Below are 23,538 nucleotides of genomic sequence, written 5' to 3'. Positions count from 1 at the left end.
CATGGCCGGTTTCAGAGCCCTCGCCGAACAGGTCCGCAATCCACGACTCGTCGCAGCTCAGCGGCGTACCGCCCTGCGCAAGTGCCTGGAGCGCTTTGCCCCTTACGGGCATCGGGCCACCTGGCACCATCTGTGCAGCAGGGTCGGCATCGCGCCACAGGACCGCGACCCCGATCCCGAACGGCTGGTGGTCGCACTGGCCGAGCTGGAGGAGGCGCGCACCCTCTGGCTGGCCTACGAGGAGGAGTTCGCCGCCCGGCGCCGCAGGGAGAAGCACGACGGCATCCGCCAGCCCAGCGCGATCGACGACTGGCACCGCCGCACCTGGGGCGGCTGTGACATCGTGCCCTGCGAGTCCCCGCAGCGGCACCCGGCGGCCCGCCTCGCGGTGGTGCTGCGCAACATGATCGCGGCGATGGAGTCGGGCCGCCCGCGCCGGGACTGCCCGGTGTGCGGCGGGACGCGCTTCGCCTGGCTCCCGGATCCCGCCGGGCCGCCGGCATCCGGACCCGCCTGCCGGGAGTGCGGGGTGGTGGCCCCCGCTTCCGTGCTGACCGCCGAGGTACTGACGGCCGCGGGCCGGGTCCGGAGCGGCCGTACGGTCGTCGCGGCCTGAACATCGGGGCGCACCGGCCGAGTTGACGGGCCGCCTGCCCCACCCCGGCAATCGGTGCCGGGTACAGGGGATTCCGCGGGCGGCCTTCCCCCGAAGTGGATGAACGTTGTACGTTCCGCCGCATGCTCGCCCGTTCGCGCACCGTGGTGGCCGCTCCGGGATGGAACCGCTGGCTCGTCCCGCCCGCCGCCCTGTCCATCCACCTCGCCATCGGCCAGGTCTACGCCTGGAGTGTCTTCAAACCGCCTCTGGAGTCGGCCCTCCACCTGTCCGGGACGGCCTCCGCACTCCCCTTCCAGCTGGCCATCGTGATGCTGGGGCTGTCCGCGGCCTTCGGCGGCACGCTCGTGGAGCGCAACGGTCCACGCTGGGCGATGTGTGTCTCGGCGGTCTGCTTCGTCTCCGGATTCCTCGTCGCCGCCCTGGGCGCGGCCACCGGCCGGTACTGGCTGATCGTCCTCGGCTACGGCTTCATCGGCGGAATCGGCCTGGGCATCGGCTACATCTCCCCGGTGTCCACGCTCATCAAGTGGTTCCCCGACCGCCCGGGAATGGCCACCGGTATCGCCATCATGGGCTTCGGCGGCGGCGCGCTGATCGCCTCCCCCTGGTCGACCCAACTCCTCGGCGCCCTCGGTGCGGACGCGGCCGGCATCGCACGGACCTTCCTCGTCATGGGCCTGGTCTACGCCGTCTTCATGACGCTCGGGGTGCTGCTGGTGCGGGTCCCGGGCGCCGACCGGCAACCCCGCGCCGCCGCGGCCGCCGCGGCCCGCCCGCTGGTCACCACCGCCCAGGTATCGGCCCGCAACGCGCTGCGCACCCCGCAGTTCTGGTGTCTGTGGGTGGTCCTGTGCACCAACGTCACCGCGGGGATCGGCATCCTGGAGAAGGCCGCCCCGATGATCTCCGACTTCTTCGCCCGGTCAGCGGCGCCGGTGAGCGCGGCAGCCGCGGCCGGCTTCGTCGGCATGCTGTCGCTGGCGAACATGCTCGGCCGGATCGTCTGGTCCTCCACCTCCGACCTGACGGGCCGGAAGAACGTCTACCGCCTCTACCTCGGCGTAGGGGCCCTGATGTATCTGCTGATCGCCCTCGCGGGCGACACCTCCAAGCCGCTGTTCATCGGCTGCGCCGCGGTGATCCTCTCCTTCTACGGCGGCGGGTTCGCCACCGTCCCGGCCTATCTCAAGGACCTCTTCGGTACCTATCAGGTGGGCGCGATCCACGGCCGGCTGCTCACCGCCTGGTCGACCGCGGGTGTCCTCGGCCCGCTGATCGTCAACGCCGTCGCCGACGCGCAGAAGGCCGCGGGCCACAGCGGGCCGGACCTCTACGCGACCTCCTTCTTCATCATGATCGGGCTGCTGGCCGTCGGCTTCGCCGCCAACGAGGCGGTCCGGCCGGTCCACCCCCGCCACCACGAACCCGCCGCGTCCGGGGAGCGGCCCGCCGTCGACCCCGCCGCCGACCCGAAGGGAGCGGACCGGTGACCGCACGGCGCACCCTGCTGCTCGTCTCCGTCTGGCTCTGGGTGGGGGTGCCCTTCGCCTACGGCCTTTACGAACTCGCCCTGAAACTGAAACAACTGTTCACGAGCTGACCCGCGCACACCGTTGCCCGTGCCGTCCGGGTGCCCGTGCCCCGGTGCCCCGGCCGCACGGGCTCCCCACGAAAGGGTGGACGTCCCATGGCCGCACCGCACGATCTGACCGCGCTCGAACAGGCCGCAGCCATCCGGTCCGGCGACCTCTCGCCCGTCGAGCTCACCGAGCACTACCTGGAGCGGATCGACCGGCTGGACGACACCCTGGGCGCCTTCTTGACCCGCACTCCGCAGCTCGCCCGTGAGCAGGCCGCCGGAGCCGAGAGGGAGGCCGTCGCGGCGCGCCGGGAGGGGCGCGAACTCCCCGCGCTGCACGGCGTTCCGGTGCCGGTCAAGGACCTCAACCACGTCGCGGGTGAGCGCTGCACGATGGGCTCCCGGGCGCTCGCCGAGCAGGTATCCCCCGTCGACGATCACATCGTCACCAAGCTGCGCGCCGCCGGCACCGTGATGCCGGGGAAGACCAACACCCCCGAGTTCGGGCTGCCCTGCTACACCGAGAACGGTCTCGCGCCGCCGGCCCGCACCCCGTGGGACCTCAGCCGCTCGGCGGGCGGGTCGAGCGGCGGGGCGGCCGCGGCCGTGGCCGGCGGCCTGGCACCCCTCGCGCATGCGAGCGACGGCGGCGGCTCCATCCGCATCCCGGCGTCGGCCTGCGGGCTGTTCGGCATCAAGCCCAGCCGCGGCCGGGTCAGCAGCGGCCCGCTGCTGCAAGACATCACGGGCCTGAGCACCTCGGGGCCGCTGGCGCGCACGGTCGCCGACGCGGCCGCGCTCCTGGACGTCCTCGCGGGCCCGATGCCCGGTGACCCGTTCACGGCGCCCGCGCTCCCGCCCGGCGAGACCTTCGCCGCACACGCCCGCCGGGAGCCGGGGCAGCTGCGCATCGCGTGCCTGGCCGGTGCGCCCATACCGAATGTCGACGTCCATCCGGACTGCCTCGCCGCCGTCACCGATACCGCCAAGCTGCTCGGCGAACTCGGCCACCGCGTCGAGGAGTTGGTGCTTCCCGTCGACGACGGCATCCGCTACGCCTTCACCAAGGTCTGGTCGGTGATCGCCGCGAACCGTCCGGTGCCGCCGGAGGGCGAGGAGCTGCTGATGCCGCTCACCCGCTATCTGCGGGCCCGCGGCGCAGAGGTCTCCGGCACCGACTTCGCGAGCGCGATGTACACCTTCCGGATGCTCGCGCAGACGCTCGCCGACGGCCTGATGCCGCAGGACGGCGGGTACGACGTGGTGCTCTCGCCCACGCTGGCCGCACCGCCCGCGCCGGTCGGGGCGCTGCGCGACGACGCCGATCCGCAGGCCGAGTTCGCCGCCATCGGGGCGTTCACCCCCTTCACCGCGCTCTACAACGCCACCGGCCAGCCCGCGGTGAGTGTCCCGCTGCACTGGAACGCCGCGGGCCTGCCGATCGGCGTGATGCTCGGCGGCCGCTACGGCGACGAGGCCACCTTGCTCTCGCTCTCCGCGCAGCTGGAGCGGGCCCGCCCGTGGGCGGGACGCAAGCCCTCCATGTGGTGAGAGGGAGTTCGGTTCGCGGCGGCGCCCCGCACCCCGCACCGCGGGGTCAGCGGCGCCGCGCGTGCTCCCGCCCTTGAGCGGCAGCGGCGTCGGCGTCGCACTCCCCGCCCTCGCACTCCCCCGCGGCGGCCTCCGGCCCGGCCGCCCGCGCCCCGCCCCCGTTGTCCCGCACCGCCGCCGGGTCCTTCACGCTCCGGTCGACGCGCAACCGGCGGGCGCCGGGGCCCTGTTCGCCGAGGTTGTCGTACGGGTTGGACAGCGCGCACCTCTCCAGCGAGAGGCAGCCGCAGCCGATGCAGTCGGTGAGCCGGTCCCGCAGTTCGACGAGCTGGCTGATCCGCTCGTCCAGCTCCGAGCGCCAGACCTCGGAGAGCCTGGCCCAGTCGGCGCGGTTGGGGGTGCGCTCGTCGGGCAGCTCCGCCAGCGCGTCGCGGATCACCGCGAGGGGAATGCCCACACGCTGCGCGGCCCGGACGAAGGCGACCCTGCGCAGGGCGTCCCGGGTGTAGCGGCGTTGGTTGCCGGCCGTCCTCGTGCTGCTGATCAGCCCTTTGGACTCGTAGAAGTGCAGCGCGGAGACCGCGGCGCCGCTCCGTGCGGAGAGCTGGCCGACGGAGAGTTCATGGACCTTGAACGGAAGCTGGGGCACGGCTCAACCCTAGGACACACGGCCCGGCCTCAAGGGTGTCCCCGAGCGTTGACAGCGGGTACCCCCACTCAGCATGCTGAGCAAGCGCTTAGTAAGCGCACGGGTGAGGCGCGCGCCGGACGCGCTCCGGGCCCGGCGTACGGATCCTGAGGAGGCAGACGGAGATGGCAGAGCCCCGAGTGTTTGGATCGCTCGACGAACTGCGGGCCGCGGTCGGCGAGGACCTGGGCACCAGCGACTGGCTGGAGATCGACCAGAAGCGGATCGACCTGTTCGCGGAGGCCACCGGCGATCACCAGTGGATCCATGTGGACCAGGAGAAGGCGGCGGCCGGCCCCTTCGGCACCACCATCGCGCACGGCTACCTGACGCTGTCGCTGCTGCCCGCCCTCGTGCCGCAGCTGATGCGGGTCGACAACGTGAAGATGGGCATCAACTACGGCACCAACAAGGTGCGCTTCCCCGCCACCGTCCCGGTGGGCTCGCGGCTGCGCGCCACCGCCCGGATCGCGGACGTCAGCGAGGTCTCCGGCGGGGTGCAGCTCACCACCACCGTGACGATCGAGCGCGAGGGCGGCGACAAGCCGGTCTGCGTGGCGGAGTCGGTCAGCCGCTTCTACCTCTGATCCGGCGGCGGCCTTCGCTCACCGGGGCCGGGGCGGGTCCCCCCTCCCCGGCCCGGGGGCGCGGGGCGGCGGCGCCGATGCGTCAGACCGCGTCCGCGCCCACCATGCGCAGCACCAGGCCCGCGTAGAGCGCGCCGACCTCGTCGGGGGTACGGGCGCCGTCCGAGGAGAACCAGCGGGCCACGTCGACGCACAGCGACAGCACGGCGAGGGTGGTGCCCGGCACGTCGTCGGCCTGGAACTCCCCGCTGTCCGCGCCGTCCTGGATGATCTGCCGCAGCAGCCGGTCGGTCCTGCGGCGCAGGTCGGTGATCTCGGTGTAGTGCTCGGCGCCGAGCGCCTGGAGTTCGTACTGGATGACCCGGGCGGTGGTGTGGTGCTCGGCGTGCCAGCGGGCGAAGGTGTGCACGGCGTCGCGGAGCCGCTCGGTGGCGCTGCCCTCGGCCTCGGCGGCGGCACCCATGATGCGCAGCGCCTTCTCGTGGCCGTTGCCGCTGATGCGGTAGAGCAGCTCTTCCTTGGTCTTGTAGTGGATGTAGAGCGCGGCGGGGCTCATCCCGGCCCGGCTCGCGATGTCGCGGGTGGTGGTGGCGTGATAGCCGCGCTCGGCGAACGCCTCGACGGCGGCGCAGACCAGCCGCCGCGCGGCGTCCGGGGTCACATCGTCCCAGTCCTCGCCGGCCTCGGCCGCCCGTTCCGCCTCCGCACCCATCGCGCACGCTCCTCGCTCCGCCAGGGACTCTCCTCCGACGGATCGAACACCATACCGCGCCGCTGAGCAAGCGCTTAGCGGCGTCGCGGGGGCGGCGGCCGGGCGGCGACGCGCGGCCGCCGGCCGGTCAGAAGGCCGAGACGCCGGTCAGCGCACGGCCGATGACCAGCTTCTGGATCTGGCTGGTGCCCTCGTAGAGGGTCATCACGCGGGCGTCCCGGAGCAGTTTGCCGACCGGGTACTCGTCGATGTAACCGTAACCGCCGAAGACCTGGAGGGCGTTGTTCGCGGCCCGCACCGCGGCCTCGGAGGCGAACAGCTTGGCCTTGGACGCCTCGGTGACGAACGGCTTCCCGCGGTCGATGAGGTCGGCGACCCGCCAGGTCAGCAGGCGCGCGGCGTCCACGTCCACGGCGATGTCGGTGAGCAGCTCCTGGACCAGCTGGTGCCCGGCGATGGGCTTGCCGAACTGCTCGCGCTCGCCCGCGTAGCCGAGTGCCGCGTCCAGCGCGGCCTGTGCGATACCCACGCAGCCGGCGGCCACCGACATCCGGCCCTTGGCCAGCGCGGACATGGCGACCGAGAACCCCTTTCCCGCCGGGCCGAGCATGGCGGCGGAGGGCACCCGCACACCGTCCAGGACCAGCTCCGCGGTGGCCTGGCCGCGCAGGCCGAGCTTCCCGTGGATCTCGCGGCGCTCCAGGCCGGGGCTGTCGGTGGGCACGAGGAAGGCGCTGACACCCTTGTGGCCGGGCTCGGGCCCGGTGCGGGCGAAGAGCAGCACGACGTCGGCCCAGGTGCCATTGGTGATGAACGTCTTGGCGCCGTCGATGATCCAGTCCCCGCCGGGACCGCCGTCGCGGACCGCGCGGGTGGCGAGGTTGCCGGCGTCGGATCCGGTGCCCGGCTCGGTCAGGCCGAAGCAGCCGATCGCCGCCCCGGAGGTGAGCCGCGGCAGCCACTCCCGCTTCTGCGCCTCGTCCCCCCAGGCCGCGATCGTCTTGGCCACCAGCCCCAGGGAGACCGAGACGATGCCGCGCACCGAGGAGTCCCCGCGGCCCAGTTCCTCGGTGACCAGGCAGTAGGCGAGGTGGTCGCCGCCGGAGCCCCCGTACTCCTCGGGGACGGTCAGGCCCAGGAAGCCGAGGTCGCCGAGCTTCTTGACGATGCCGCGGTCGACCTGTTCGGCGCGGTCCCAGGCGGTGACGTGCGGGGATATCTCGCGGCCGACGAAATCCTCGGCGAGCTGCCGGACGGCGGTCTGCTCCTCGCTGAGCTCCAGGTTCATCAGGACCCCTCGGTGACGTGCGCAGTGGGACGGCTCGGGCGGGCACGGCGGCGTCCGCTCACCGCATCGCCCCGAAGACGTTAATTAGCACTGCTAGTTTTTGGACGGCAGCCTCTACTATGTGCGTCATGGCCCGACCCCGCAAGCCCCTTCTGAGCCGTGAGCGCATCGTCACCACGGCGCTGGCACTCATCGACGCGGAAGGGCTGCCGGCGCTGTCCACCCGGCGCCTCGCGGCCGAGTTGGGCGTGAGCGGGCCGTCGCTCTACAACCACTTCACGACCAAGGACGAGATCCTCGACGCGGTCGCCGACACGGTCATCGCGAAGGTCGACGTCTCGGCGTTCGAGGCCGGCGGGGACTGGCGGACCGGACTGCTCGGCTGGGCCCGCTCCTACCGCGCCGCGCTCGCCGCGCATCCGCACGTCGTGCCGTTCCTCGCCCAGGGGCCCGGCCGCCGCCCGGCCGGCCTGAAGATGGCCGACGAGGCGTTCGGCGGCATGGTCGAGGCGGGCTGGCCGCCCGCCCAGGCGACCCGGGTCTGCGCCATGGTCCGCTACTTCGTGGCGGGCTCCGCACTGGGCTCGTTCGCCCGTGGCTTCGTGGACGACCCCGGCGCCTACGACCCCGCCGACTATCCCCACCTGGGCCAGGCGCATCTCCTCGCCGAGCATCAACGCCAGGTGGACGAGGGCGCGTTCGAAACCGGCCTGCAGGCCCTCGTCGACGGGCTCGCGCTGCAACACCCGGAGCTGGTCCCGCCGGCCTGATCCGATCGGCAGGGCCCTGGGCGCGGAGCCCCCGGAGGGGCCCGCTCCGGCTCGCATCCGCGCGGCCCGCAGCCGCACGCCCCCTGCGTACCACCGAGGCCCCGTGTCACCGCGCCCGCGGTCCGCTCTAAAATCCAGCAGTCCCTGGCGGGCAGGGCGTTGTGCGGGAGGCATGGAGGCGGCGTGCGCGAGCCGAGTACGGCCAAGTGCGGTCGATTCACCGCGGGTTACGGACGCTTTGTCACCGAGGTGCTCCGAGGGAAGGGGCAGGTCGTCTTCCTGCAGAGCGCGTGGGCAGGGGCGGTGATCTCGCTCGCGCTGTGCGCCGCGGGCTGGGAGTTCGCGCTGTACGGGCTGCTGGGCACGGCGGTCGGTACCGCGACGGCGCGGCTCCTGGGCGTGGACGGCGGCCGCGTCACGGCCGGCCTCGAAGGCTTCAACGCCTGCCTGGTGGCCGTCGCGCTCGCCGTGTTCCTCGGCGCCGACCATCTCTCCACCGCCGTGCTGGCGCTCGCCGGGAGCGTGGTGGTCACCGTCGTCACCGGCGCCGCCGCACGGATACTGGCCACCTGGGGCCTGCCGACCCTCACCCTGCCGTACTGCCTGATGGCGAGCGCCGCGACGATCGCCGCGCCGGGCTTCGCGCGGGTCTGGCACCACGGCGCGAGCCTGGCCGCACTCGCCCGGCCCGCGAGCGGGCCCACCGCTCTGGCCGGATCCGATCTGTGGCGCGCGTTCTTCGCCAACGTCGCGCAGATCTTCTTCATGCCGCAGTGGTACGTCGGCGTGATCCTCCTGCTCGGCATCTTCGCCGCCTCCCGGCTCGCGGGCGTGATGGCGTGCCTGGGCAGCGGCGTCGGCATCCTCACCGCCTGGGCCCTCGGCGCACCCGCGAGGCAGGTGGCCGAGGGCACGATGGGCTACAACGCGGTGCTCGTGGCGATGGCGCTGTGCGGGGTGTTCCTCGCCGCGGACGCCTGGAGCCTGGCCTACGCACTGGCCGGCGCGGTCACCGCGACCGGCCTGAGCGCGACGATGGCCGCCGTCTTCGCCCCGTCCGGCGGTCACACCTTCACCTGGCCGTTCGTCCTCGTCTCGCTGGCCTTCCTGGCGGCGGTACCGGCGTTCCCCCGGTTGCGCCGGGCAGGGGCACCCGGCCCGGTGCCCGGCGCGGGAGACCCGCAGCCCGCTCCGGAGCGGGCCTTCGAGCCGGGCGGCCCGGCTCCGGAGGGCCCCGAGCCGGGCCGGGCCGCCGTCTGATCCCTGCCGGCCGTCAGCCCTTGGCCGTCGCCGCTTTCGGTGTCCCGTCCACGGCCGTACGGGACGCCGCCGCGCGGCGGGCCAGCAGCCAGATCGAGGCCAGCGCGATGACGGACAGCCCGATGATGTAGGCCGAGACCGACATCGAGGTGCCGGTCGCCTCCAGCAGCAGGACCATGACGAACGGCGCGAGCCCGCCGCCCAGGATGGCGCTGATCTGGTAGCCGAGCGACGCTCCGGTGTAGCGCATCTCGGCGGTGAACAGCTCGGCGAACAGGGCGGCCTGCGGCCCGTACATGATGCTCAGGAAGCAGCTGCCGACGAATGTGCCCACGGCCATCCAGGCCAGCGACGCGGTGTCGATGAGCAGGAACATCGGGATCGCCCAGATGAGCAGACCGACGGCGCCCGCGGCGTAGACCCGCAGGCGGCCGATGCGGTCGGAGAGCGCCGCGGAGGCCGGGATCAGGGCGAGCTGGGTGAGGCTGACGAGCAGCGAGACGGTGAGGACCGCGGTGCGCTCCATGTGCAGCTCGCGCGTGGAGTAGTCCAGGACGCCGGTGATCAGGATGTAGAACGTGGCGGTGTTCACCGCGAAGGAGCCGCCGGCCAGCAGGACGGTGCCCAGGTGGTGGCGCATGATCGTGCCCAGCGGCGAGCGCTGCGCGTCGGCGGACTTCTCGGCGGCGGCCAGTTCGTTCTCGGCGGCCTTGAATTCCGGCGTCTCCTCGACCCGGGTGTGGATGTAGCGGGCGAGCACGAGCACGAGGATGCCGATGAAGAACGGGATCCGCCAGCCCCAACTGCCGAAGGTCCGCTCGTCGGTGACCGCGCCGGCCACCAGGAAGACGGAGTTGGCGGTCACCACGCCGATGGGGACACCGAGCTGGACCAGCGAGCCGTAGAGCCCCCGCTTGCCCTCGGGGGCGTACTCCGTGGCCATCAGCATCGCGCCGCCCCACTGGGCGCCCACCGCGAGTCCCTGGAGCACCCGCAGAAGGACGAGCAGGATCGGTGCGGCGATCCCGATGCTGTCGTACGACGGGAGCAGGCCGATGCCGGTCGTGGCGACGCCCATCACGGTCAGCGCGAGGACGAGCATGGGCTTGCGGCCCCGCTTGTCCCCGAGATGGCCGGCGATGACGCCGCCGACGGGACGGGCGAGGAAGCCGACGGCGAAGGTCGCGAAGGCGGCGAGCACGCCCGCGGCCTCACTGCCGGAGGGGAAGAAGGAGTCGCCGAGCACGAGCGCGGCGGCGATGCCGAAGACGAAGTAGTCGTACCACTCCACGGCCGAGGCCAGGGCCGCGGCGGTGGCGACCTTGCGGCGGTTCCGGGCGGAGGGTGGCGTGCTGCTGTTGCCCTGTGTCGCGGAGGGGGCCGAGTCCATGCGTGCACACTCCGGTGGGTGCGGGGAGGGATGGGGGGCGGCGCCAAGATGTCGGGTGACCGTACCGACCGGCCGGTACGCCGTCAACGGACCGCGCAGCATCAGTTTTCCCCGCCCGCCGGGGCCGGCCGGCCGGAGCGCTGGACACCGCCCCGGCCGGCCGTGGCCCGGCCGCCCCGCCGCCGCGTCCGGTCAGAAGACGATCAGCGCCCGGCCGCCCTTGCCCGCCACCATCGCGTCGAACGCGTCGGGGATGCCGTCCAGCGAGATCCGCTCGGTGACCAGGGCGGACAGGTCGAGCGCGCCCGAGCGGACGTGCTCGGCGATGACCGGCAGGTCCCGTGCCGGGTCGCTGTTGCCGTAGACACAGCCGGAGAGCGTGCGGCCGAAGTAGAAGATCTCCAGGGCGGAGAAGGTCACCTGCTGGTCCTGGCCGCCGATCCCGACGACCGTGGTGCGGCCGCCCCGCCGGGTCGCCGACCAGGCCGTACGGATCGTCTCGGCGCGGCCCACGCACTCCACGGCGACATCGGCGCCGAAGCCGCCGGTCAGCTTGCGGATCCGTTTGGCGGTGTCCTCGCCGGCCACCAGGAACTCGGTGGCGCCCGCCGCGCGCGCCAGCTCCTCCTTCTCCGGCGAGACGTCCACGGCCACGATCGTGCCCGCACCCGCGATCCGTGCCGCCTGGAGCGTCGCGAGGCCGACGCCGCCGACACCGAAGACGGCGACGGACTCCCCCGCCCGCACCTGGGCGCTGTGGTGCACCGCGCCCCAGCCGGTCAGCACCGCGCAGCCCAGCAGCGCCGCGTCGGCGAGCGGCACCCCTTCCGGGAGCGGCAGCGCGGCGTGCGCGGGGACCACGGTCTCCTCGGCGAAGGCGGCGGTGCCCAGGCCCGGGTAGAGCTCACTGCCGTCGGCCGCGAGGTGCGCGTACGGGGCGTTCGCGGCGACACCGGAGTTGGCGCACAGCCAGGGCTCCGCGAGGCCGCAGAAGTGGCAGTCGCCGCAGGACGGCGCCCAGTTGAGGACGACCCGGTCCCCCGGGGCCACCGAGGTCACCGAGGGCCCGACCGCGGTGACGGTGCCCGCACCCTCGTGTCCGAGGACCGCCGGGACGGGCTGGCGGAGGGTGCCGTTGGACAGCGACAGGTCGGAGTGGCAGACGCCGGCGGCGGCGAGACGGATGCGGACCTGCCCCGGACCGGGCTCCGGCAGGTCGATCTCGGTGACCCGGAGCGGGGCGTTGACGGCGGACAGGAGGGCGGCGCGGACCACAGGGATCTCCTCGGGACGGGAAAGAGAAGGGAACGGAGGCGTTGGGCGGCTCGGACGGAACCAAGGAAAGCAGGAGCGGCATGCCGGGCGGGAGGGCAGGACGGGGCGGCGGGCGGGCGGCGGACGGCACATCGGCCACCGAAGCCCCCGAGGCTCACCGGCTCACGACTGCGGACCGCGACACCGCGGTCCGCAGCGCGTCCCGCCACCCGGCGTCTCAGAACTGCAGCGACTTGGTCTGGAGGTACTCGGTCAGGCCGTGCGGGCCCAGCTCGCGCCCGACACCGGACTGCTTGTAACCGCCGAACGGCGCCAGGGGGTTGAAGCGGCCGCCGTTGATGTCGACCTGACCGGTGTCGAGACGGCGGGCGAAGGCGACCGCCTCCTCCGCCTCGCCCGCCCAGACCGCGCCGGCGAGCCCGTAGACGGTGCCGTTGGCGATCCGGGCGGCGTCGTCCTCGTCCCGGTACGGCAGGATCGACAGCACCGGCCCGAAGATCTCCTCCTGGGCGATGGTCATCTCCGGGGTGACGTCCGCGAAGACGGTCGGCTTCACGTAGTAGCCGGTCTCCCGGGGCGCCTCCGGGCCCCCCGCCACGACCTTCGCGCCCTGCGCGACGCCCTGCTCGATGTAACCGCGCACCCGGTCGCGCTGCTTGGCGTTGACCAGCGGGCCGACCCGCTCACCGGGCACGTACTTGGCGACCGCGGCCACGGCGAGTTCCACGGCCTCCGCGTACCGGTCCTCGTGCACCAGCATCCGGGTCCACGCGCTGCACGTCTGGCCGGAGTTGGCCATGACGTTGGCGACGCCGACACCGACCGCCTTGGCGAGGTCGGCGCTGGGCAGGATGACGTTGGCGGACTTGCCGCCCAGTTCGAGCGCCACCCGCTTGACGGCGGCGCCCGCGGCCGCGCCGATCTTCCTGCCCACGGCCGTCGAGCCGGTGAAGGAGACCAGATCGACCCCCTCGTGCTCGGCCAGCGCCTGGCCGGCGACCGGGCCGAGACCGGTGACGAGGTTGAAGACTCCGGCCGGTATGCCCGCCGCGTCGACGCACTCGGCGAACAGCTGGGCCACCAGCGGGGTGTCCTCGGCGGGCTTGAGCACGACCGTGCAGCCCGCCGCGAGCGCCGGCGCGACCTTGGCGACGACCTGGTGCAGCGGGTAGTTCCACGGCGTGATCGCGCCCACCACGCCGACCGGTTCGTGCAGCACGGTGGAGTTGCCGATCTTCTCCTCGAAGGCGTACGACCGGGCCAGCTCGGCGTAGGAGCCGCACACCGCGACCGGGACGCCCGCGTGCACGGCCGTGCTGAACGCCAGGGGCGAGCCCAGCTCGGCGGTGACGGTCTCCGCGATCTCCTCCGCGCGCGCCGCGAGTTGGTCGCGCAGCGCGGTCAGCAGGCCGGCGCGCTCCGCGGGCGAGGTGGCGGCCCAGGCGGGCAGTGCGGCACGCGCGGCCCGGACGGCGGCGTCCACGTCCTGGGCCGAACCGGCCGGTACGGCGGCGATGACCTGGCCGTCGGCCGGATTGACGACGTCGATCGTGCCGCTCCCCGCGGCGGGCCGCCAGCTTCCGTCGATGTACATCGCGTCGTGCTGCTTCACGTCGTGGTCCTCCCGAAACGGCTGGTGGTCATCCCCGTTGGGGTGTCCGTCGGGGCCGTGGGCGCCACGGCCGTCCGCCCGGACCCTCCTAAACTAGCGTCGGTAGTTTTCGGACGCCAGGGAATGCGGCGGGTGCCGTCGATCACGCGCACCGGAACACGGAGAACCGACGGCGGACGCCGCGGCGGGGGCTGCGACGGCCGCGGAGCTAGCGCTCGGCGCGGCCGGAGCCGTCCCGGACGGGCCCCGGTGAGGTGCCGTCCGTGGGCCGGGGGACGTGGCCGGCCGTGGGAGGCGGTGAGTCGCCAGGGCGCGTGCTTCCTCCGGCCGCGGTCCCTGCGGAGGCCAGGAGCAGTACGCCGAGCATCACGAAGGGTGCGGCGGTCCCCGCGACGCCGGCGAGCAGGCCCGCGGTGGCGGGGGCGGCGACCTGGCCGAGGCGGTTGCCGGTGAGGCGGAGGGCCAGCGCCGTGGAGCGGGCCCGGTCGGGCGCCGCCTGGACGACGGTGGTCATCGACAGCGGCTGGCCGACGCCGAGGCAGAAGCCGAGCGCGGTGAGCATCACGGCCAGCGCCCAGACCGGCACGGGCAGCACCATGCCGCCGCACAGCAGGCCGGCCAGCGCGCAGCTGCCGGCCATCAGCGCGGTGCGGCCCAGCCACCGGATCATCGGCGTCATCACGAGCCGGCAGGCGATGGTGGCCGCGGCCCGCAGGCTGAGCAGCAGGCCGATGGTGGTGGGGGCGATGGCGCGGTCCTCGCCGATGACGGGGAGGTAGGCGGTGAGGATGTCGGTCGCGGAGAGCACGGCCAGGCTCATGAAGATGCCGGCCGGTACGCCCCGGGTGCGCAGGATGGCGCGTACGGGGACGTGCGGCCCGGCCGGCTCGGGTACGGCTGCGGCGGGCGGGGTGCGCTGCTCCAGGCGCCAGAGCGCGACGTAGGAGACCGCGCCGATTCCGCCGGAGACGAGCAGTGCGGTGGCGCTCGTCGGGGCCATCGCGCCGTCGTGCTCGGAGATGACCAGGCCGGCGGCGATCGGGCCGACGAGCTGGCCGAGGGAGGCGCCGATGGTGAAGTGGCCGAAGTTGCGGTCGCGTTCGGCGGGGGCGCTGCGGCGGGCGACTATCGACTGGGCCCCGATGACGAAGCAGAGGTGCCCCAGGCCCATCACGCCGCTCCAGGCGGCCATCGCGGGCAGCGAGCCGGCGAGGCCGCTGAGTGCGCAGCCGCCGCTGATCAGCGCAACGCCGACGACCAGCAGCGGCGCGCAGCGGCCGTGGTCGGTGCGGCGGCCGAGCGGGACGGCGACGAGCAGCGGCAGCAGGGCGTAGACGGCGGTGATGACGCCGATGGCCTGTTCGTCGGCGCCCAGCGCGAGGGCCCGGTAGGAGACGGCCGGTCTGGCCATGCTCACCGCTCCTTGGGCGAAGGAGAAGGTGATGACCAGACGCAGCAGCCAGCTCCTGCCGGGCCTCGCGGGTGCCGTCACGGTGCGTTGTTCCGTTCCGTGTGTGGGGGGTGTTGCGGCAAGGGGTTCCTGCGTCTAGATGATGCCGAAGAGGAGTCCGGCGCACAGGACCACCAGGGAGGTCAGTGCGGCCCACTTGATGGTGAATTTGGTGTGGTCGCCGAATTCGACCTTGGCCATGCCGATCAGGACGAACACGGCGGGCACCAGCGGGCTGGACATGTGCAGCGGCTGGCCGACGAGCGAGGCACGGGCGATCTCGATGGGGGCGACGCCGTGTGCGGCGCCGGCCTCGGCGAGGATCGGCACGATGCCGAAGTAGAAGCCGTCGTTCGACATCAGGTAGGTGAGCGGGACGCTCAGGATGCCGGTGACGATCGCCATGTGCGGGCCGAGGGCGTCCGGGATGCCGTCGACCAGCCAGCGGGCCATGTGCTCGACCATGCCGGTGCCGGTGAGCACGCCGGTGAAGACCGCGGCGGCGAAGACCATGCCGGAGACGTTCAGAACGTTCTCGGCGTGCGCGGCGATCCGCTCCTTCTGGTCCTTCATCCGGGGGAAGTTGACGGTCAGCGCGATGGCGGCGCCGATGAGGAACAGCACCGGGATCGGCAGCGTCTGCATGATCAGCAGGGTGAGCAGCGCGACGGTCAGCGCGGCGTTGAACCAGTACAGCTTGGGGCGCAGGGTGGCGCGCTGCGGGTCAAGGCCCTGGAAGCTGCCGTCGGGGCCGTCGTTGGTGTCGTCGTCACCGGTGGCGGTGGCGGTGGCGGTGGAGCCCGCGCCGCCGGAAACGGCCATCTTGCGGAACATCTTGCCGAACGCGTTGCCGCCCCCGGCCGCGGTGGCGCTGCCGCCGCCCGCGCCGACCAGGACCTGCTCGGTCTCCTTCTCCGCGACGACGTCGCCGAGCGTCAGGACACCGAGCCGCTTGCGCTCACGCAGGCCCAGGACGTAGGCGAGCAGGAACACCGCGACCAGGCCGACGGCCAGCGCCGGGATCATCGGGACGAAGACGTCGCCTGCGTCGAGCTTGAGGGCGGTGGCGACGCGGGCGGTGGGGCCGCCCCAGGGCAGGGTGTTCATCACGCCGTTGGCGGTGGCGGCGACGCCGGTCATGACCACCAGGCTCATCTTCAGCCTGCGGTAGAGCGGATACATCGCGGAAACGGTGATCATGAACGTGGTCGAGCCGTCCCCGTCGAGGGAGACGATCGCGGCGAGCACGGCGGTGCCGACCACGATCCGCATCGGGTCGGCTTTGCAGAACCGCAGGATGCCGCGGACGATCGGGTCGAAGAGCCCGACGTCGATCATCACCCCGAAGTAGATGATGGCGAACATCAGCATCGCGGCCGTGGGGGCAAGGTCACCGATGCCCTTGAGGACGTAGTCGCCCAGATTCCCACCCTGTCCCACGAGTACGCAGAACAGAGCGGGAATGAGCACGAGCGCTGCTATCGGTGACATCTTCTTCATCATGATCAGCACCAGGAAGGTGGCGATCATGACAAATCCGAGGATTGTCAGCATTGGGGTACCTCACGTTCGCCCTTGAACACCCACCGGGGATGGCGGTCGTGGCGACGTTAGGTGCCGCAAAGTTTTGTTAACAAGGTCTTGACGTGCGAGCAATACGAGCAAAACACCAGGTCATGAGCGAGCGGCCGGGATCGCGGGCGCCGGGGCGAGCTGAACGGGCAGCCCGTTGAGCACCGCGGTCCCCGACAGGACGTCCAGCCGGGTACCGCAGTTGAGCTGGTTGACGTTCCGTCCGGGGTCGGCGGCCGCCACCCCCATCCGCGTACCGGGCCGGTCGTGCCCCCAGCCGTGCGGCATGCTCACCACGCCGGGCCGCACCGCGTCGGTGACCTCCACCGGCACCTCCAGCTCGCCGCCGTCCCCCTTCATCAGCGCGGTGCCGCCGTCGGTCAGGCCCAGCCGTGCCGCGTCCTGCGGGTGCACCTGCACGGTGCAGCGGTTGGTGCCACCGGTCAGCGCAGGGAGGTTGTGCATCCAGGAGTTGTTGGACCGCAGATGGCGCCGCCCGACGAGGAGCAGGCCCTCGGGGCGCCGGTCGAGGGTCGCGCGCAGACGCGCCGCTTCGGTGGCCCTGATCGGCTCCGGGCACAGATCGACGGTCCCGCCGCGGGTCTTGAGGACGCCGGGCACCCGAGGGGCCAGCGGCCCGAGGTCGATGCCGTGCGGGTGCTCCAGCAGCCGCGCCAGGGTGAGACCGTCGGGGTCCGCACCGAAGCCGTCGCCGTACGGGCCGAGCCGCAGCATCATGTCGAGCCGCCGTTCGGCGCCGCTCTCGCCGGTCAGCTCCGCCGCGAGTTCGGCCGGCTGCCGGCCGTGGGCCGGGGAGTGCGGGTCGGCGACGGCCTTGCCCAGCGCCGCGTCGATGACCATCGTGTCGACCAGGCCGGGGTCCGCACCGTCCTGGCCGCCCGCGCACAGGATCAGCCGGGCATGGATCTCGCATTCGTCCGGCCGCCCTTCGTCGAGCGGCAGCACGGCCCGGGTGTAGCGGGCCTGGTTGCGGACGGCGAGGGCGTTGAAGGCGAAGTCGTAGTGCGCGCTGCGGGAGGGCGGGGGCGGCGGCAGGACGACGTCGGCGTGCCGGGAGGTCTCGTTGAGGTAGGGGTCGACGCTGACCATGAAGCCGGCACCGGCCAGCGCGCGGTCGAGCCGTTCGCCGTCCGGGGCGGACAGCACCGGGTTCGCGGCGATGGCGATCACCGCACGGACCGGGCCGTCCGGCGCCCCCGGGTGCCCCGGCCCCGGCCCCGGCGTGTCGATCTCCTCGGCCAGCGCGGCGAGCGGCAGCTCGGACTTGGCCTCCGGGTGGCCGGAGACGCGGCTGTGCCAGCGGCCGAGCGCGAACCCCCGGCCCGGCTTCGGCGGCCGGGGCGCCGCGCCGGTCGCGGACAGCGGGAACATCACGCCGCCCGGCCGGTCGAAGTTGCCGGTGAGGATGTTCACCACGTCGACGAGCCAGCAGGTCAGGGTGCCGAACTCGACGGTGCTCGCGCCGATCCGGCCGTATACGGCCGCGCGCTCCGCGGCCGCCAGCTCCCGGGCGAGCGTCCGGATCTCGTCCGCGGGCACCTCGCAGGCGGGCGCCACCGCCTCCGGGGTGAACTCCGCCGCGAGCCGCTCGACGTCCGCGACCCCTTCGATATGAGCGGCCCGCTCCCCCGGGTCCACCAGACCTTCCTCGAAGAGCACCTGCACCATGGCGAAGAGCAGCAGCGCGTCCGTGCCGGGGCGGATCGCCAGATGCCGGTCGGCGATCCGGGCGGTGCGGGTGCGCCGCGGGTCGATCACCGTCAGCCGCCCGCCGCGCCGCCGCAGCGCCTTGAGCCGGCCCGGGAAGTCCGGCGCGGTGCACAGACTGCCGTTGGAATCCAGGGGGTTGGCGCCGATCACCACGAGGTGGTCGGTGCGGTCCAGGTCGGGCACCGGTATGGCCAGCGGGTCGCCGTAGAGCAGGCCGCTGGAGACGTGCTTGGGCATCTGGTCGACGGTGGAGGCGGTGAAAACGTTGCGCGTCCGCAGGGTGCTGAGGAGGACCGGCGGGTAGAGCGCGCCGGCGACGGTGTGCACATTGGGGTTGCCGAGCACGACCGCGACGGCGTTCGCCCCGTGTTCCTCGATCACCGGCCGCAGTCCCGCCTGCACGGCCGCGAACGCCTCGTCCCAGCCGGCCTCCCGAAGCTGCCCGTCGCGCCGCACCAGGGGGCGGGTCAGCCGGTCGGGGTCGGCGTCGAGCTGGCCGAAGGCGGCGCCCTTGGGGCAGATGAACCCCTTGCTGAAGACATCGTCGCGATCGCCACGGGCGGCGGTGATGCGCCCCTGGCCGAGCAGTTCCCGCCCGTCGGCGACGTCCTCCTCGACGGTGACGCTGAGCCCGCAGGTGGCCTCGCAGAGCGGGCAGATGCGCAGGGCGGTACGACTCATCGGTCCCTCCCGGGGACGGTGCCGGCGGCGGCGGTGCGCGTACGCACCGACCATACCGACCGGTACGCATGAGGGAAGCCCGCCGACGGAAATTCGCCGGGGAAGGCGCGCCACGGACCTCCGGGCGGCGTCCCGCACCGTAGGCGGTCGCCCCCAGGGGGAGCCCGCCGTCAGCCCGCCCCGGCTCCCCCGCCCGGCCCGTCGGGCCCCACGGTCCCGTCCGCCGTCCCGACGTCCGTGCCGCCCGTGCCGCCGTCGTCCAGATACCGCCCGAGGTAGGCCCGCAGCAGGTGCCTGGTCTCCGTGATGATCGCCGGGTCGCCGCCCGGGTCCGTACGGAACGCGAGCTGGAGCAGCGCGTCGGCGGTCTCGACGGCGACGAGGAACGCGGTGCGCAGCCCCTCGTCGGTGGCGTCCAGGCCGAGCCGGCCGGCGAACAGCTCGCGCAGCCGGTCGGCCACCTCGTAGTTGGCCTGCCGGGACTCCTGCGGGGCGGGCACGGTGAATTCCACCAGGGCGAAGCCCGGCACCGTCCGCTTCATGGCGAGGTACTCGTCGAGCACGACATCCATCGCGTGCCGCCACGCCAGCGGCTCGGCGGAGGCGCCGAGCCGGGCGGTGATGCGGTCCGCGTAGGCGTCGAGATTGCGCCGGGCGAGCGCCTCGGCAATGGCCCGCTTGTGGGGGAAGAAGCGGTACACGGAGCCGATCGGGACCCCGGCCCGGCCGGCCACGGCGCGGGTGCTGAGGTCCTCGTATCCGGTCTCCTCCAGCAGTTCTGCGCAGGCGTCGAGGATGCGCGCGAGGCGCTGGGCACTGCGCCGCTGGACGGGGACGCGCCGGAGCGGGGCGGGTGGCGGGGTGGGTTGCTGCACCCGTCCATCCTGCCCTCGGTTCGGCCGGACGACAGCCGGTCGGGCGGATACCGGCCCGGCCGGGGCGGGGAAGGGATCCGGCCATGTCGGCCGGGAAGTCTCCGTTGACGGGCTCCCCCAGCAATCCTAAGGTCTTGCATAGGATTCCTTGAGCGGCGGGAGCACGCGATGACAGGTACGGGCAACGAGCAGGCGAGGAAGACGGCCGAAGGGCTGGGGTACCTCTCCGGCTTCGGCAACGAGCACAGCTCGGAGGCCCTCCCCGGCGCCCTGCCGGTGGGCCGCAACTCCCCCCAGCGCGCCCCCCTCGGCCTGTACGCGGAGCAGCTGAGCGGTTCGGCTTTCACCGAACCGCGGGCCCACAACCACCGCTCCTGGCTCTACCGCATCCGCCCCTCGGCCGCGCACCCGCCGTTCGTCCGCGCCGAGCGGCGTACCCTCCGCTCGGCGCCGTTCACCGACTGCGTCCCCGACCCCAACCGGCTGCGCTGGAACCCGCTGCCCGCCCCGGCCGGTCCGGTCGACTTCCTGGACGGTCTGTGGACGCTGGGCGGCAACGGCGACGCGACCCGGCGCACCGGCATGGCCGTGCACCTCTACCACGCCAACTCCTCCATGACGGGGCGGGTGTTCAGCGACGCGGACGGCGAGCTGCTGATCGTCCCGGAGCGCGGCGGGCTGCTGGTGCGCACCGAACTCGGTCTGCTGCGCGCCGAACCGGGCCATGTGGCGCTGATCCCCCGCGGCGTCCGCTTCCGCGTCGAGCTGCTGGACGACACCGCGCGCGGCTACGTCTGCGAGAACTACGGCAAGCCCTTCCAGCTGCCGGACCTCGGCCCGATCGGCGCCAACGGGCTGGCGAACCCGCGGGACTTCCTCGCCCCGGTCGCCGCCTTTGAGGACATCGAGGGGCCGTTCGAGGTCGTCAACAAGTTCTGCGGCAACCTCTGGACCGCGACGTACGACCACTCGCCGCTCGATGTCGTCGCCTGGCACGGCAACCACGTGCCGTACGTCTACGACCTGCACCGCTTCAACGTCATCGGCTCGATCAGCCATGACCACCCGGACCCGTCGATCTTCACGGTCCTCACCTCACCGTCCGACACCCCCGGCCTCGCCGGGGTGGACTTCGTGGTGTTCGCGCCGCGCTGGCTGGTCGGCGAGGACACCTTCCGGCCGCCCTACTTCCACCGCAATGTGATGACCGAGTACATGGGACTGATCGAGGGCGCCTACGACGCCAAGACCTCGGGCCCAGGGGGCTTCGTACCGGGCGGCGGCTCGCTGCACAACATGATGTCGGCGCACGGCCCGGACCGGGAGACCTTCGACAAGGCGAGCGCCGCCGAGCTGCGGCCGCAGCGGATCGACGACGGCCTGGCCTTCATGTTCGAGACCCGCTGGCCGCTGACCCTCACCGAGCAGGCCCGGGACGCGGAACACCTGCAGACCGGCTACGACGACGTATGGCAGGGTCTCCAGCGCCACTTCCGCCCGTGAGACCGGGGAACGCCCTGTGAACACCTTCGCTCCCGACTCGCTCGCCCTGAACCGCAAGCTGCCGCTGTGGTATCAGGTGTCGCAGTCCCTGCGTGCCTCCATACTCGGCCGGTCCCCGGACGCGCCGCTGCGGCTGCCCACCGAGGACGCGCTCGCCGCGCACTACGGCGTGAGCGTGCTGACCATGCGCCAGGCCCTCAAGGAACTGGAGACCGAGGGCCTGATCAGCCGGCACCGGCGCCGCGGCACCTTCATCGAGCCGAGCGCGCAGCGGGGCGCGCCGGTGCGGCTGCTCGGGTCGGTGGACGCGATCGTCGCCCAGCAGTCCGGGATGAACAGCACGCTGCTGGAGCACGGACCGGTGCCGGTGCCCGCCGAACTGGCCGAGTATTTCCCGGACTGCGCGGAGGTGACCGGATTCTGCCGGCTGCGCGGCGACGAGGAGACGGGTGAGCCCACCAACCACGCGCGCAACTACGTCCGGCCCGATGTCGCCACCAAGATCGACCCGGCGGATCTGGAGCGGTGGCCGATGACGAAGGTGCTGCGGGACGCCGTGGGCGTCCGGATAAGCCGGATCACCGACACCGTCGAGGCGCGGCTGGCCGACCCGGAGACCGCCCGGCTGCTTCAGGTCCCGCTGCTGAGTCCGATCCTGCACTACACCGGCATCACCTACGACGAGGCCGGCCGGGCCGTCGACGTCGCCCGGATCCGCTACCGCGGCGACCGCTTCTCCTTCACGGTCACCCTGGACGCGCACTGACCGTGCCGGTCCGGCACGGTCCGGGGCGACGGAGCGGAGCGGCCCCGGGGCGGAACGGCCCCGGGAGGGCGCTCAGATGCGCTCCAGGCTCCGGCCCGTGCTGCGCGGCCCCAACAGCGCCACGTCCAGGCACAACAGCACCATCAGCATCGCGGAACCCGCGAACACCGCGGCCGCCCCGAGGTCGGTCAGCACGCTGAGCGCCACGAAGGGCAGCACGACCGAGGTGAGCCGGGACAGCGAGTAGGCGATGCCGATCGCGCTGCTGCGCAGCCCCGTCGGGAAGATCTCGGTCTGGTACACGTGGAAGGCGTTGGAGAAGACGTTGCTGCACACCGTCAGGCCGAAGCCGAAGGCGACGATCGCCCAGGTGGCGGAGGCGAATCCGAAGGCCAGGCCGCAGCCGGCCATGCCGAGGGCGGAGGCGATGATCAGCGTGCGGCGCTCGATCCGGTCGATGAGCGGGATGGACAGTGCCGACCCGAGCGGATAGCCGCAGAAGCTCAGCGCCGCGTACAGCAGGGACGCGGTGACGGTGTGGCCCTTCTCGGTGAGCACCACCGGCGCCAGCGAACCGAAGCCGTAGTAGCCGACGGTCTGCAGGACTTGGAAGATCCACCACATGACGGTGCGCCGGCGGAAGTCCCCGCGGAACATCTCCCCCAGCGGCACCTTCCGCTCCGGAACATTCTCCACCTCCGGGACGGACGGCAGGCTGGTGCCGGTCTCCCGCGCCACCCGCTCCTCGATGCCGGACACGATCCGGTCGGCTTCCGCGGTCCGCCCCCTGACCGTCAACCACCGTGGTGACTCAGGGAGTTGGCTACGCATCAGCTGGATGAAGGCGGCGCCCAGCGCGCCGGCGACCAGCAGCCAGCGCCAGCCTTCGATGCCCAGCAGCTGCTGTTCGGCCACCAGCCGGGCCCCGAGGAGCGCGGCGACCGGCACCCCGAGGAAGCCGAAGGTGTACGCGTAGGCGATGTACCGGCCACGGACCGCGCGCGGCAGGAACTCGGCGAGATAGGTGTCGACGAGGACCAGCTCGGCACCGAGGCCGAGGCCGGCGAGGAAGCGCAGCGCCAGCAGCCACTCCAGGTTCGGGGCGAACGCGCACAGCAGGGAGAACAGTGAGTACGCGCCCAGATTCACCATGAACATCCGGCGCCGTCCGAAGCGGTCGGCGAGCACCGACAGCACATTGGCGCCGACGAACATGCCGAGGAACCCCGAGGCGATCACCCAGGACTTCCCGGTGTGCCCGAGATGCCACTGCTCGGCCAGGACCGCGCCGAGCACACCGCCGAGAAAGATCTCGTAGAGATCGAAGAAGGCACCGATGCCGACGACGAGCGTGATCCGGCGGTGCCATCGGGAGGGCGGCAGCCGGTCGAGCCGCGCCGCGGCGCGAGCGCCGATGGGGGTTCCCCCGCGCCGGTCAGGCGTGGGGGAGACGGTGTCCGACATGGCGGTCCTCCCCTGAGCAGGTCCCACGCGCAGGGCGGAGCCACGCCGCACCGCGCATCGGGCGTACCGCGTGGACGGTACCCCTCCAAGATCAGTTACCGGAAGGGCGCGTGGGCAGGAGTGCTCCGGGCTCGGGATTCCGACGCGGCCACCGGCCCCTGGTTA

At 72.8% G+C, this 23,538-nt stretch carries 19 protein-coding genes; 8 read left to right on the top strand and 11 right to left on the bottom strand.

What is annotated here, in order from left to right:
• The first annotated feature begins 1 nt into the window (after position 1).
• From QOM21_RS28910 to QOM21_RS28900, 3 genes are all read left to right on the top strand, one after another.
• Positions 2-616 carry a hypothetical protein gene (locus QOM21_RS28910; RefSeq protein ID WP_407553921.1) on the top strand — a complete coding sequence of 205 codons (615 nt, stop codon included), beginning with the start codon at positions 2-4 and terminating at the stop codon, positions 614-616.
• A gap of 122 nt (positions 617-738) precedes the next feature.
• The gene (locus QOM21_RS28905; RefSeq protein WP_407553919.1) at positions 739-2,109 is read left to right on the top strand and encodes an OFA family MFS transporter; all 1,371 of its coding nucleotides are present in this window, start codon (positions 739-741) and stop codon (positions 2,107-2,109) included.
• A gap of 197 nt (positions 2,110-2,306) precedes the next feature.
• Positions 2,307-3,749: an amidase gene (locus tag QOM21_RS28900; RefSeq protein ID WP_407553917.1), complete on the top strand. Its 1,443-nt coding sequence runs from the start codon at positions 2,307-2,309 to the stop codon at positions 3,747-3,749.
• 46 nt (positions 3,750-3,795) lie between these two features.
• On the opposite strand, the gene soxR is transcribed toward QOM21_RS28900, so the two are convergent.
• Positions 3,796-4,398: a redox-sensitive transcriptional activator SoxR gene (soxR, locus tag QOM21_RS28895; RefSeq protein WP_407553916.1), complete on the bottom strand. Its 603-nt coding sequence runs from the start codon at positions 4,396-4,398 to the stop codon at positions 3,796-3,798.
• A 164-nt stretch (positions 4,399-4,562) separates the two neighbouring features.
• Here soxR and QOM21_RS28890 point away from each other — a divergent pair, with 164 nt between their 5' ends.
• The gene (locus QOM21_RS28890; protein ID WP_407553915.1) at positions 4,563-5,024 is read left to right on the top strand and encodes a MaoC family dehydratase; all 462 of its coding nucleotides are present in this window, start codon (positions 4,563-4,565) and stop codon (positions 5,022-5,024) included.
• 82 nt (positions 5,025-5,106) lie between these two features.
• Here QOM21_RS28890 and QOM21_RS28885 read toward each other — a convergent pair whose 3' ends face one another.
• Positions 5,107-5,736, bottom strand: a complete 630-nt coding sequence (locus QOM21_RS28885) for a TetR/AcrR family transcriptional regulator (protein WP_407553914.1) — start codon at positions 5,734-5,736, stop codon at positions 5,107-5,109.
• A 127-nt stretch (positions 5,737-5,863) separates the two neighbouring features.
• Positions 5,864-7,024, bottom strand: a complete 1,161-nt coding sequence (locus tag QOM21_RS28880) for an acyl-CoA dehydrogenase family protein (RefSeq protein ID WP_407553913.1) — start codon at positions 7,022-7,024, stop codon at positions 5,864-5,866.
• Between the two features lie 128 nt (positions 7,025-7,152).
• Between QOM21_RS28880 and QOM21_RS28875 the strand changes: the two genes are divergently transcribed.
• Both QOM21_RS28875 and QOM21_RS28870 read left to right on the top strand, forming a co-directional pair.
• Positions 7,153-7,794, top strand: coding sequence for a TetR/AcrR family transcriptional regulator (locus QOM21_RS28875; RefSeq protein ID WP_407553912.1), 642 nt, complete (start codon positions 7,153-7,155; stop codon positions 7,792-7,794).
• A 183-nt stretch (positions 7,795-7,977) separates the two neighbouring features.
• Positions 7,978-9,054, top strand: a complete 1,077-nt coding sequence (locus tag QOM21_RS28870) for an urea transporter (protein ID WP_407553911.1) — start codon at positions 7,978-7,980, stop codon at positions 9,052-9,054.
• 13 nt (positions 9,055-9,067) lie between these two features.
• Here QOM21_RS28870 and QOM21_RS28865 read toward each other — a convergent pair whose 3' ends face one another.
• The 7 genes from QOM21_RS28865 to QOM21_RS28835 all read right to left on the bottom strand — a co-directional run bounded on the left by QOM21_RS28865 (position 9,068) and on the right by QOM21_RS28835 (position 19,640).
• The gene (locus QOM21_RS28865; RefSeq protein ID WP_407553909.1) at positions 9,068-10,444 is read right to left on the bottom strand and encodes an MFS transporter; all 1,377 of its coding nucleotides are present in this window, start codon (positions 10,442-10,444) and stop codon (positions 9,068-9,070) included.
• A gap of 192 nt (positions 10,445-10,636) precedes the next feature.
• Positions 10,637-11,719, bottom strand: a complete 1,083-nt coding sequence (locus QOM21_RS28860) for a Zn-dependent alcohol dehydrogenase (RefSeq protein WP_407553908.1) — start codon at positions 11,717-11,719, stop codon at positions 10,637-10,639.
• 217 nt (positions 11,720-11,936) lie between these two features.
• Entirely contained in the window at positions 11,937-13,331 is a 1,395-nt protein-coding gene (locus QOM21_RS28855; protein ID WP_407553907.1) for an aldehyde dehydrogenase family protein, read from the bottom strand.
• A 208-nt stretch (positions 13,332-13,539) separates the two neighbouring features.
• Complete coding sequence (locus tag QOM21_RS28850; RefSeq protein WP_407553906.1) at positions 13,540-14,823, bottom strand: MFS transporter; 1,284 nt, start codon at positions 14,821-14,823, stop codon at positions 13,540-13,542.
• Between the two features lie 54 nt (positions 14,824-14,877).
• The gene (locus tag QOM21_RS28845; protein WP_407553905.1) at positions 14,878-16,335 is read right to left on the bottom strand and encodes a CitMHS family transporter; all 1,458 of its coding nucleotides are present in this window, start codon (positions 16,333-16,335) and stop codon (positions 14,878-14,880) included.
• Positions 16,336-16,455: 120 nt separating this feature from the next.
• Positions 16,456-18,765 carry a molybdopterin-dependent oxidoreductase gene (locus QOM21_RS28840; protein WP_407553904.1) on the bottom strand — a complete coding sequence of 770 codons (2,310 nt, stop codon included), beginning with the start codon at positions 18,763-18,765 and terminating at the stop codon, positions 16,456-16,458.
• 170 nt (positions 18,766-18,935) lie between these two features.
• Positions 18,936-19,640, bottom strand: coding sequence for a TetR/AcrR family transcriptional regulator (locus QOM21_RS28835; protein WP_407553903.1), 705 nt, complete (start codon positions 19,638-19,640; stop codon positions 18,936-18,938).
• A gap of 168 nt (positions 19,641-19,808) precedes the next feature.
• Here QOM21_RS28835 and hmgA point away from each other — a divergent pair, with 168 nt between their 5' ends.
• Both hmgA and QOM21_RS28825 read left to right on the top strand, forming a co-directional pair.
• Complete coding sequence (hmgA, locus tag QOM21_RS28830) at positions 19,809-21,143, top strand: homogentisate 1,2-dioxygenase (protein WP_407553902.1); 1,335 nt, start codon at positions 19,809-19,811, stop codon at positions 21,141-21,143.
• A 16-nt stretch (positions 21,144-21,159) separates the two neighbouring features.
• The gene (locus tag QOM21_RS28825) at positions 21,160-21,909 is read left to right on the top strand and encodes a GntR family transcriptional regulator (RefSeq protein ID WP_407553901.1); all 750 of its coding nucleotides are present in this window, start codon (positions 21,160-21,162) and stop codon (positions 21,907-21,909) included.
• Between the two features lie 72 nt (positions 21,910-21,981).
• Here the strand turns inward: QOM21_RS28825 and QOM21_RS28820 are convergent, their stop codons facing one another.
• Entirely contained in the window at positions 21,982-23,373 is a 1,392-nt protein-coding gene (locus tag QOM21_RS28820; protein ID WP_407553900.1) for an MFS transporter, read from the bottom strand.
• Positions 23,374-23,538: the final 165 nt, after the last annotated feature.

Origin of the sequence: Streptomyces sp. Pv4-95, assembly GCF_045782725.1 — a bacterium.
Classification (GTDB): Bacteria; Actinomycetota; Actinomycetes; order Streptomycetales; family Streptomycetaceae; genus Streptomyces.
Note: the sequence above shows the minus strand (reverse complement) of the source record. Positions and strands in the feature narration are given on the sequence as shown.

Coding starts and splice junctions, on each gene's coding strand:
- QOM21_RS28875 (WP_407553912.1), top strand. CDS start 7,153: ATGGCCCGACCCCGCAAGCCCCTTCTGAGCCGTGAGCGCATCGTCACC.
- QOM21_RS28910 (WP_407553921.1), top strand. CDS start 2: ATGGCCGGTTTCAGAGCCCTCGCCGAACAGGTCCGCAATCCACGACTC.
- hmgA (WP_407553902.1), top strand. CDS start 19,809: ATGACAGGTACGGGCAACGAGCAGGCGAGGAAGACGGCCGAAGGGCTG.
- QOM21_RS28845 (WP_407553905.1), bottom strand. CDS start 16,335: ATGCTGACAATCCTCGGATTTGTCATGATCGCCACCTTCCTGGTGCTG.
- QOM21_RS28900 (WP_407553917.1), top strand. CDS start 2,307: ATGGCCGCACCGCACGATCTGACCGCGCTCGAACAGGCCGCAGCCATC.
- QOM21_RS28885 (WP_407553914.1), bottom strand. CDS start 5,736: ATGGGTGCGGAGGCGGAACGGGCGGCCGAGGCCGGCGAGGACTGGGAC.
- QOM21_RS28890 (WP_407553915.1), top strand. CDS start 4,563: ATGGCAGAGCCCCGAGTGTTTGGATCGCTCGACGAACTGCGGGCCGCG.
- QOM21_RS28820 (WP_407553900.1), bottom strand. CDS start 23,373: ATGTCGGACACCGTCTCCCCCACGCCTGACCGGCGCGGGGGAACCCCC.
- QOM21_RS28905 (WP_407553919.1), top strand. CDS start 739: ATGCTCGCCCGTTCGCGCACCGTGGTGGCCGCTCCGGGATGGAACCGC.
- QOM21_RS28840 (WP_407553904.1), bottom strand. CDS start 18,765: ATGAGTCGTACCGCCCTGCGCATCTGCCCGCTCTGCGAGGCCACCTGC.
- QOM21_RS28880 (WP_407553913.1), bottom strand. CDS start 7,024: ATGAACCTGGAGCTCAGCGAGGAGCAGACCGCCGTCCGGCAGCTCGCC.
- QOM21_RS28865 (WP_407553909.1), bottom strand. CDS start 10,444: ATGGACTCGGCCCCCTCCGCGACACAGGGCAACAGCAGCACGCCACCC.